This window comes from Bradyrhizobium sp. HKCCYLRH3099 (assembly GCF_051167855.1).
Taxonomy (GTDB): Bacteria; Pseudomonadota; Alphaproteobacteria; order Rhizobiales; family Xanthobacteraceae; genus Bradyrhizobium.
Map to the genome: position 1 here is coordinate 120,831 of NZ_JBNPTW010000023.1, position 10,127 is coordinate 130,957.

A 10,127-nucleotide genomic window follows, 5' to 3' on the forward strand; every position below is an offset into this window, starting at 1 on the left:
CGCCAAGCGCGGCCTTCATGCGTTTCGGGTGCTTTTTCAGCGGGCCGGCGGATTGGCCTCCGGATGACCGCCGCTTTCCGGACCAGCGCCGGTCGGCGACGAGGCGGGAGCGGTGCGCAGGTCCGGATCGGGCCGGGCGGGCTGGGTCATGGTCGGGGCCTGCGGCGGGGTGATCGCAGCGCCGGCGCCCACGGTGGTGCCGCGGTCGGTGTTGGTCGGCGCGGTCGGAACCGCGGTCGGCTTGTCGCCGCCGGCAAAGCGGGTCGCGCCGCCGCTCTGGTAGCCGGCGACCAGGAGGCCGGCGACGACGAGCCCGAGCACGACCATGCCGCCGATCTCGGGCAGTGCGCCTGAGGGCGCTATGCCGCGGCCGCGGCCATCGCCTTCGAGCGCCACCGCCGCGATCTCGCGATTCTGGCGCGAGCGCAGGAACGCGAGGAATGCGCCGGCGGCAATGACGATGCCGGCGGCGAGGGTGAAGAACATCAGCCAACTGATGGGTTGATCGCCTTGCATGTCGAACATCCTTCGTGTGAGGGGGATGCGACGTCCGGTCGCGTCAGCCCCGCATGACAATCTCTGTTCGTGGCAATCGTCGATGGCGCGAAAGGTTTCGTGGGGTTTCTCAAAAACTCAGCCGCTGCCGCCGTCCGAACTCAGCGCCGCGCCGGTCGTGTAGGTCAGTTCGGGGGAAGCCATGGCGACGGCGAACTCGGCGATTTCCTCGGGCGAGGCCATGCGCTTGAGGCCGGGCATCTTGGCGCGAGCCCATTGCGTCGCGGCGATCTGCCACGCCGCATCCGGCATGCCTTCCGTGCCGGCCACGCGGCGGACCAGCGCGGTGTCGGTGGTCCCCGGCAGGATCGCGTTGATGCGGATGTTGTCGTCGGCGTAGTCGAGCGCCGCCGACCTGATCAGCCCGATCAGTCCCGCCTTGGTTGCCGTGTAGATGCTCCGGCGCGGCCCCGTGCGATGCGCCACCGAGGACGAGGTGACGAGGATCGTGCCGCCGCCGCGTGCCAGCATCTCGGCGATCTCGTATTTCATGGCGAAGAACACGCCGCGCAGATTGGTGTCGACGATGTCGTTCCAGTCACCGGCCTCGTATTCGTGCAGCGGCTTCTCGATGGTGATGCCGGCATTGTTGAGCGCAATATCGAGGCTGCCGAAGCTCGCGATGGTCTGCGCCACGAGGTCGCGCATCTCGGCTTCGACGCGCACGTCTGCCCGGATGTAGCGCGCGCGGCCGCCCTGGGTCTTGATCTCGGCTTCGAGCTCGCGGCCGAGCGCCTCACGCCGTCCGCAGAAGACGACGGCCGCACCCTGGCGGGCGAAAGCGATCGCGGCGGCGCGGCCGATCCCTGACGTGGCGCCGGTGATCAGCACGGTCTTGCCGGCAAACCGCTTCGGCGCTGCGATAATGGTCGGAGCGGGACGTTGGCTTGCCTGCGCCACCGCCGCGGCGCCCGCGATCGCACCCAGTGCGAGCCCTCCGGCGGCGCCGACCAGGGCGCTCCGCCGGGAGGTCGTGGACGACGACGGCGGAGAGATGTTCGCTTCGGTCATGAATCGGCTCCAGGTCTGGTTTCATCTGGATATGAGCAGTGTTAACATCATCGGACCGAATATGATCACTGTCAATATTGAATTGCGATGACCAAGCCGCCTGCCAGAACGCCGTCCACGACACCGCCCTCCCAGCCCCAGCGCAGGCCCTATCACCATGGCGACTTGAAACGTGCGCTGATCGGGGCGGCGACCGACCTGCTCGAGCAGGAAGGGGCGGAGGCGCTGTCGTTCCGGGCGGTCGCACGCGCGGCCGGAGTGTCGCAATCCGCGCCCTACAATCATTTCGCCGGCAAGGAGGATCTGCTCGCGACCATCGCGGAGGCCGGCTTCGTCGCCCTGGCCGCCGCGCAGACCGAGGCCGCGGCGCGCTGGCCGGCCGGCGAGGATCGGCTCACCGGCCTCGGCCTCGACTACATCCGTTTCGCAGTGAGGCAGCCGCAGCTCTACCGCCTGATGTTCGGCGTCGGGGTGAACGATTGGCACGCTCACCCCGACATCTCCGCCGCGAAGCGGGCGACGTTTGCGCCTTTGCGCCAGGCTCTCGCGGAATTTCTCGGTTCAACTGCTCCGGCGGCAGCGCTCGAACAGGCCGCGGTGGCGGCCTGGGGGCTCGCGCATGGGCTGGCCATGCTCCGGATCGACGGCTCGCTCGCCGGCCATGACGGCGAGGCCGGGCCGGAGGAGGGGGCTTTACGGCTGTTCGGGCGCGGGCTGCGCGCGGCCTGCGCAGCCGTCTCCTGAGCCGTGTTCGCTCGCTCAGCTCCGCCCTTCCCCCGCCGCCCACAGCGCGTCCAGCCCGGCGCGATAGGTCGGATAGGCGAACACCAGGCCAAGGGCCTGCTTGGCCCTGCTGTTCCGGATGCGGCGGTTGCTGGCGTAGAAGCTCTTCGCCATCGGCGACAGGTCGACGGTGTCGAACGGCAGCTCCGGCGGTGGCGCGATGCCCATCAGCTTTGCGGCGTAGGCGATGACGTCCTGCGGCGGCGCCGGCTCGTCGTCGACGATGTTCCAGGCGCCGCCGGTCTCGCGCCGGATTGCGCCCCAGATCGCGCCGGCGATGTCGTCGACATGGATGCGATTGAACACCTGGCCCGGCTTGACGATGCGCCGCGCACGCCCCGCCCGCAGCTCGACCAGCGCGTTGCGGCCGGGGCCGTAGATGCCGCCGAGCCGGAGCACCGCCAGCCGGTCGCCGATCCTGCTGCGCCAGTGCTCCTCGACGCGGACGCGCGCCTGCACCCGGCCATGCTCCGGCGCCAGCGGCGTATCCTCGTCGATCCAGGCGCCCTGGTGGTCGCCATAAACGCCGACGGTGGAGAGATAGACGACGCGTGCGCGGCCCGACGTGATCGCATCCCCGAAATGCGTCAGCGCCGGATCATCGCCTGCGCCGGGCGGGGCCGAGATCAGCACGACATCCGCTTGGGCCGCCTTGGCCAGCGTCGCCGCGGCCGGCACCGCGCCGTCGAACAGGTCGATGTCGTGGGGCGCCAGTTGTGCGCGCTTCTCGGCGCTGCGCACCGTGCCGCCGATCCCTGCGAAGGCGCTGCCATGCATGGCGACGAAGCGCTGGACGCTATAGCCGAAGCCGATGACGAAGAGATTCATGCCTGCGCTGGACCGGAGCTGCTCGAATGGACTCGGACCCGAGTTAGCCGTCCCTGGGCGGCCAGTGCAAATCAAATGACGTGCCGTCTGCGGCTGCGGCGGTGCTGACCTGCCGCCCTTGTCATGGCTCCCGTCATGGAACATGTCTTATGATCAGGCGACAGGAGATGGACTACCCGATGAACTTCCATTCGATCTACCGCCATGGCTTTGCCCGCGTCGCCGCCTGCGTCACCGCATCCAGCGTCGCCAATCCGACCGCCAACGCGGCGGCGATCCTGGCGGCCGCACGCGCCTGCCACGACAACGGCGCGGCGGTCGCGGTCTTCCCCGAGTTGTGCCTGTCCGGCTACGCCATCGAGGACCTGGTCAAGCAGGATCCGCTGCTCGACGCCGTGCAACGTGGCTTGCTCACCCTGGTCGAGGCCTCGCACGATCTGATGCCGGTGCTGATCGTTGGCGCGCCGCTGCGCTTTGCGCACCGCGTCTACAATTGCGCCGTCGCGATCCATCGCGGCGAGGTGCTTGGCGTCATCCCCAAATCCTATCTGCCGACCTATCGCGAGTTCTACGAAGCCCGCCACTTCGCGTCCGGCGCCGGCATCCGCGGCGAGATGATCGAGGTCGCCGAAACCATGGCGCCGTTCGGCACCGACCTTTTGTTCGCCGCCGCCGATGTCGCCGGCCTCGTCATCGGCGTCGAGATCTGCGAGGACATGTGGGTGCCGGTCACGCCGGCCTCAGAGCTCGCCCTCGCCGGCGCCACCGTGCTCGCCAATCTCTCCGGGAGTCCGATCACCGTCGGCCGCGCAGAGTCACGCTCGCTGCTGTGCCGCTCCACCTCGGCGCGCTGCCTCGCCGCCTACATCTACGCTGCCGCCGGTGTCGGTGAGTCCACCACCGATCTCGCCTGGGACGGCCAGACCTCGATCTTCGAGAACGGCGTGCTGCTCGCCGAGAGCGAGCGCTTCCGACAGACCGGCCAGACCATCTTCGCCGATGTCGATCTCGACCTGCTGCGGCAGGAGCGCGCGCTGATGGGCACGTTCGACGACAATGCGCGCGCGACCGAGAGCGGCGTGCATTGGCGCCGCATCGGCTTCGAACTGCAGCCGGCCGAGGGCGACATCGGCTTCCGGCGCAGCATCGAACGCTTTCCGTTCGTGCCGAGCGATCCCGCGCGGCTCGATCAGGACTGCTACGAGGCCTACAACATCCAGGTCGCCGGCCTGACGCAGCGGCTGCGCGCCACCGGCACCAAGCGCATCGTGATCGGCGTCTCCGGCGGGCTCGATTCCACGCATGCGCTGATCGTCGCCGCCAAGGCGATGGACCTGCTCGGCCTGCCCCGCACCAACATCCTCGCCTACACGATGCCGGGCTTCGCCACGGGCGCGCAGAGCAAGTCCTACGCGCATGCGCTGATGACGTCGCTCGAGGTCAGCGCTGCCGAGCTCGACATCCGCCCCGCGGCGACGCAGATGCTGAAGGACATCGGCCATCCGTTCGGCCGCGGCGAGGAGGTCTACGACGTCACCTTCGAGAACGTGCAGGCAGGCTTGCGCACCGACTATCTGTTCCGCCTCGCCAACGACCGCGGCGGGATCGTGCTCGGCACCGGCGATCTCTCCGAGCTCGCGCTCGGTTGGTGTACCTATGGCGTCGGCGATCAGATGGCGCATTACAACGTCAATGCCGGCGTGCCGAAGACACTGATCCAGCATCTCATCCGCTGGGTCATCGCCTCGCATCAGTTCTCGGCCGATGTCGACCGCACCCTGGAAGCCGTGCTGTCGGCGGAGATCTCGCCGGAGCTGGTGCCGGTGAAGGAGGGCGAGACGCCGCAGAGCACGCAGGCCGCGATCGGCCCCTATGAGCTGCAGGACTTCAATCTGTTCTACACGCTGCGCTACGGCATGCGTCCGTCGAAGATCGCCTTCATGGCGCATCATGCCTGGAAGGATGTGCACGCGGGCGCCTGGCCGCCGCACTTCCCTGACGACAAGCGCAACGCCTACGCGCTCGGCGACATCAGGAAGTGGCTGGAAGTGTTCCTCAAGCGCTTCTTCGCCTTCAGCCAGTTCAAGCGCTCGGCGATGCCCAACGGCCCCAAGGTTGTGGCGGGCGGAGCGCTGTCCCCCCGCGGCGACTGGCGCGCGCCGTCCGACGGCAATGCCGCAGCGTGGCTGGAGGACCTGGAGAGCGTGCCGAGGTAGGGACTGCGGTTTGGACGACGAGGCGCGATGTCTCAGCACGGGCAGTGCGCTCCCTCTCCCCGTTCTTACGGGGAGAGGGTTCGGGGTGAGGGGCAGCCCCACGGGCAGACTTAGTTATGAGACCGGAGTCTCCTTCTGCAGCAAGAAATCTGCGATGTAGTCGACCTTCCGAAGCGTTTTCATCGCAATCGTGCCCCATGAACACCGCCGATGCCGCTGCCCCTCACCCCAACCCTCTCCCCGTGAAGAACGGGGAGAGGGAGCGCAGCGGCGCTCGCCGCGACATCGTCGCATCCCTCTGCCTTGCCCCGCGGCCCCGCTTGCCATACCGATAAGACGTCGCAGCGCGTCGTCTCGGAGCGCTGCAATTCTCTCGTCCAACGGAGTCTCCCATGAGCGTCACCGCCGCCGGCATTTCCTCGATGGCGACCCGGCAGATCCTCGCCGAGCTCGCGGCCGCCTATGAGGAGGCGACCGGGGAGGTGATCACCATCGAATCCGTCGGCGGCGTCGATGCCGCCAAGCGCATCCGCGCCGGCGAGGCGCTCGACTTCGCGGTGCTGGCATCCGACGCGCTGCAGAAGCTCGAAGCCGATGGCCATCTGGTCCCCGGCAGCATCATCGAGATCGCGGAATCGCCGATGGCGATGGCGGTGCGCGCAGGGCAGCCAAAACCCAATCCGCTCGACGAGGCCGCCGTGCGCAAGGCGATGGAGAGCGCCAAGGCGATCGGCATCTCCACCGGCCCGAGCGGCACCCATGTGCAGAAGCTCGCCCGCGACTGGGGCCTGGAGAGCGAGGGCGCCTCGCGCCTGGTGCAGGCGAAGCCCGGCATTCCCGTCGCCAAGCTGCTGGCCGACGGCGAGGTCGACGTCGGCTTCCAGCAGCTCAGCGAGATGCTCGGTGCCCCCGGCATCGACATCGTCGGGCTGCTGCCGGACGCCCTGCAGCCGGGCACGGTGTTCGCCGTAGCGCTCTGCAAGGCCGGCGCGCATCCCGAAGCAGCCCGCGCCTTCATCGAATATCTCGTCTCCGAGGAGACCGCCGAGACCAAGCGCCAGCACGGCATGACTCCCGTGTGAGCCGGAGAGGACTGCCATGGTCTCCAGCGCGCCGCTGACTGCCAAGGCCCTGGAGCAGCTCGGGGCGCAGCGCCTCGCCGAGCTGCTGCTGGAGGTCGCCGAGCGCGATGCGGCGATCAAGCGGCGCCTGAAGCTCGAGGTCGCGACGCCGGCCAAGGTCGCAACCGAGCTGCGCAAGCGGATGACGCAGATTTCCCGCGCCGCGACCTTCCTCGAGCGCAACAAGCTGCGCCCGCTGGCCGGCGATCTCGAGGCGCTGCGCGGCAGCATCACCAAGCAGGTCGCGGAACACGACGCATCGGCGGCGCTGGAGCTGATGTGGCAGTTCATGGATCTGGCGAACGGCGTCCTCAGCCGCTGTGACGACAGCGACGGCGTGCTTCACGACATCTTCTGCGCGGCCTGCGCCGATCTCGGCCCGCTGGCTGAGGCCGCCAAGGCCGATCCCATCGCCCTGGCCGACCGCGTCTTCATCGCTCTCGACCGCAACGCCTACGCACAATATGGCAATCTGATCGAGACGGTCGCCCCGGCGCTCGGCGAGCGCGGGCTTGCGCATCTCAAACAGCGCTTCATCGTCTTCGCCAAGACACCGGTCGAACGCCCCTCGCAAACCCAACGCAGGGCCGCGGGTTGGGGCAGCAGCGATGCCCGTTATGAGCAGGAGGCGGAGCAGCACCGCCGCAGCAGCAATTGCCGCGCAGCGTTGCTGGCCATCGCGGATGCGACCCATGACGTCGACCTCTACATCGCGCAATTCGACGAGGAGGAGAGCAGGCGGTCGGAGATCGCGGCCTATATCGCCCTGCGGCTGCTCTCGGCCGGGCGGGCCACGGAGGCGCTGCAGGTCCTCGACGCGGCCGAGCTTCGCAATCCCGCCAGCCCCGATCCGGATTGGGAGGAGGCGCGCATCCAGGTGCTCGACGGCCTCGGACGCAGCGAGGAGGCGCAGGCCGCGCGCTGGGCCTGCTTTGCGCGCAGCCTCGACGCACGGCAGCTGCGGGCTCATCTCAAGCGGCTGCCGGACTTCGACGACGTCGAGGCCGAGCGGCGCGCGCTCGATCACGTCGAACAGTTCCCGCGGTTGATATGGGCGCTCGACTTCCTGATCCGCTGGCCGGCGCTGGATCGCGCCGCGAAGCTGGTGCTGGCGCGCAGCCGCGAGCTGAACGGCGAGGCCTATCACGTGCTCGCCCCGGCCGCGGATGCGCTCGCCGGCAAGCATCCGCTTGCCGCCACGCTGCTGCTGCGCGCGATGATCGACGACACGCTGCAGGGCAGCCGCACCAGCCGCTATCGCCATGCCGCCCGCCATCTGCTCGAATGCGGCAGCCTCGCTGCGGTCATCGCGGATTTCGGCCCTGTCGAGCCGCACGCGGCCTATCTCGCGCGCCTGAAGTTCGAGCATGGCCGCAAGGCGAGCTTCTGGGACCTGATGAGTTGACGCGGAACGTTCGATCGCGTGATGTCGCAGCGATCGATTGCGACATCCCGCGGTTCCGCACGGTCGCCCAGAAAAAATGCGATCCCCTGTCGTCCCGGCGCCATCCCACACGTCTTCCAGACAGAGCCGGGTAGAACGGAGACGACCGATGAACGCATCTCGCTATCGCTGGGTGATCGTGGCGGCGGGAGGCGTGCTCGGCTGCGTCGCCGTCGGCGGCCTGTTCTCGCTGCCGGTGTTCCTCAAGCCGATGGCCGCCGCGACCGGCTGGTCGGTCGCGGGCATCTCCAGCGCGCTGACGATCGGCTTCCTGGCGATGGCCTGCACCAGCATGGCCTGGGGCACGCTGTCCGACCGCATCGGCCCGCGGCCCGTGCTGCTGATCGGCTCGACCCTGCTCGCGTTGAGTCTTGTGCTGGCCAGCCTGACATCATCGCTGCTGATGTTCCAACTGCTGTTCGGCCTGATCGCGGGCGTCGCGACCGCGGCGATCTTTCCGCCGGTCATGGCGACCGTCACCGGCTGGTTCGACACCCATCGCAGCCTCGCGGTCTCCCTGGTGTCGGCCGGCATGGGCGTGGCGCCGATGACGATGTCGCCGCTCGCGGCCTGGCTCGTCTCGACCTATGACTGGCGCACCGCGATGCAGTGCATCGCCGCCATCGTCGCCGCCATCATGATCCCGACGTCGCTGCTGGTCGGCCGCCCGCCGCTGTCGGCGCCCGGCGCCGTCCTCGCGGCTGGGCCTGACGCCGCGCCGGCCGAGATGACGCGATCGGCGGCGCTGCGCTCGCCGCAGTTCCTCATCTTGCTCGCCACCAACTTCTTCTGCTGCGCCACCCATTCCGGCCCGATCATCCACACCGTCAGCTACGCCGTCACCTGCGGCATCCCGCTGATGGCGGCGGTGACGATCTACAGCATCGAGGGCCTTGCCGGCCTCGGCGGCCGCATCGCCTTCGGCCTGCTCGGCGACCGCTTCGGCGCCAAGCGCGTGCTCGTTCTCGGCCTTTTGGCCCAGGCCTTCGGCGCGCTCGCCTATGTGGCTGTGCGCGATCTCGCCGCGTTCTACGCGGTGGCCGCGGCCTTCGGCTTCCTCTATGCCGGCACCATGCCGCTGTACGCATCGATCGCGCGCGACAACTTCCCGCAGAGCATCATGGGCACGGTGATCGGCGGCACCGCGATGGCCGGCAGCCTGGGCATGGCGACCGGCCCGCTCGCCGGCGGCCTGATCTATGACAGCTTTGCCAGCTACACGTGGCTCTATGTCGGCTCCTGGGTGATGGGCCTCGGCGCCGTCCTGATGATGATGACGTTCAGGCCGTTCCCGAAAACGCAGCCGGCGGCGGCGCCGGTGCAGGCCACGGCGTGAGCCTGTTGCGAAGCAGCAATCGCCCGCTGCGCCACGACTAACAGCATTCCGTTCCTCATCAGCCAGATCCAGCGCACACCAACGCTTGATCGGTGATCCGGAACGCGGTCGTCAGCAGCGGGTTGGGCGAGCGTGTCGTTTCAACCCGATGGAGATCGGATCCATGAAGAAGACTCAGCTCGCCCTCGCCACGCTCGTCGCCCTCAGCTTCGCCGCCGCGCCGTTCGCCGCCGAAGCCAAGCACCACAAGAAGCATCAGTCCTCCATGTCGACGAAATCGTCGCAGACCACTGGCGCCAACATGCAGCCCGGCACCACCAACATGAAGTCCGGCCGTGATTCCACCTCGTCGAGCCAGGGCAATGTCGGCCCGGGCACGAACCAGGCAGGAAGCATGGGGAAGTAGGAGTCAGATTCGTCCTTCCTGAGCGTCGGAAAGCCGCCTTGGCTTTCCGACGCAGTCATAGTAGGTGTCCTTGCAATCTCTTTGCTTAGTCTGTGCCTCTGACCAGATTGCGTACCTCTGAATTCGAGGGCGCCGCGCCTTAGCGAAACTGCGGCAAATCCATTCTTCCATACAAGGCTGGCACTCCCTTCATATCGGTGAGGCGCGCCGATTGGGCGGATGAGAGGAGCGTGGGTCTTTGCGACGGGGCGGGACTATTATTTCGCGCTGAGACGCCGTTGTGAGCAGAAGGTCGCGAGGCTCTCGATCGTCGCGGGATCACCGCCAGCATCAGGAACGTATTTGTGACCTGACCTGCCACCGAAGTTTCATCCAGCAGCATCTAGAGTCCGAGTGGGTTTTACGCCGATTGGCGCGGGTGGAGCAA

Annotated in this window: 9 protein-coding genes; 6 read left to right on the plus strand and 3 right to left on the minus strand. The window is 68.1% G+C overall.

The window, feature by feature from the left end; genetic code table 11:
* Window positions 1-36: 36 nt before the first annotated feature.
* A complete protein-coding gene (locus tag ACQR1Y_RS31240) occupies window positions 37-516 on the minus strand; it encodes a hypothetical protein (protein WP_434859786.1) in 480 nt (159 codons plus the stop codon).
* Between the two features lie 117 nt (window positions 517-633).
* Window positions 634-1,566, minus strand: coding sequence for an SDR family NAD(P)-dependent oxidoreductase (locus tag ACQR1Y_RS31245; protein ID WP_434879419.1), 933 nt, complete (start codon window positions 1,564-1,566; stop codon window positions 634-636).
* An 87-nt stretch (window positions 1,567-1,653) separates the two neighbouring features.
* Between ACQR1Y_RS31245 and ACQR1Y_RS31250 the strand changes: the two genes are divergently transcribed.
* Window positions 1,654-2,310: a TetR/AcrR family transcriptional regulator gene (locus ACQR1Y_RS31250; RefSeq protein ID WP_434894332.1), complete on the plus strand. Its 657-nt coding sequence runs from the start codon at window positions 1,654-1,656 to the stop codon at window positions 2,308-2,310.
* A 15-nt stretch (window positions 2,311-2,325) separates the two neighbouring features.
* On the opposite strand, the gene ACQR1Y_RS31255 is transcribed toward ACQR1Y_RS31250, so the two are convergent.
* Window positions 2,326-3,177, minus strand: a complete 852-nt coding sequence (locus ACQR1Y_RS31255; RefSeq protein ID WP_434879417.1) for an SDR family oxidoreductase — start codon at window positions 3,175-3,177, stop codon at window positions 2,326-2,328.
* Between the two features lie 179 nt (window positions 3,178-3,356).
* Between ACQR1Y_RS31255 and ACQR1Y_RS31260 the strand changes: the two genes are divergently transcribed.
* From ACQR1Y_RS31260 to ACQR1Y_RS31280, 5 genes are all read left to right on the plus strand, one after another.
* Window positions 3,357-5,393, plus strand: coding sequence for an NAD(+) synthase (locus ACQR1Y_RS31260; RefSeq protein ID WP_434879489.1), 2,037 nt, complete (start codon window positions 3,357-3,359; stop codon window positions 5,391-5,393).
* A 392-nt stretch (window positions 5,394-5,785) separates the two neighbouring features.
* On the plus strand, window positions 5,786-6,475 hold the full coding sequence (locus tag ACQR1Y_RS31265) for a substrate-binding domain-containing protein (RefSeq protein ID WP_434879416.1): 690 nt from the start codon (window positions 5,786-5,788) through the stop codon (window positions 6,473-6,475).
* A 16-nt stretch (window positions 6,476-6,491) separates the two neighbouring features.
* Window positions 6,492-7,919 carry a DUF6880 family protein gene (locus ACQR1Y_RS31270; RefSeq protein ID WP_434879415.1) on the plus strand — a complete coding sequence of 476 codons (1,428 nt, stop codon included), beginning with the start codon at window positions 6,492-6,494 and terminating at the stop codon, window positions 7,917-7,919.
* A gap of 148 nt (window positions 7,920-8,067) precedes the next feature.
* The gene (locus ACQR1Y_RS31275; RefSeq protein WP_434879414.1) at window positions 8,068-9,294 is read left to right on the plus strand and encodes an MFS transporter; all 1,227 of its coding nucleotides are present in this window, start codon (window positions 8,068-8,070) and stop codon (window positions 9,292-9,294) included.
* Window positions 9,295-9,457: 163 nt separating this feature from the next.
* Complete coding sequence (locus ACQR1Y_RS31280) at window positions 9,458-9,700, plus strand: hypothetical protein (RefSeq protein ID WP_434879413.1); 243 nt, start codon at window positions 9,458-9,460, stop codon at window positions 9,698-9,700.
* Window positions 9,701-10,127: the final 427 nt, after the last annotated feature.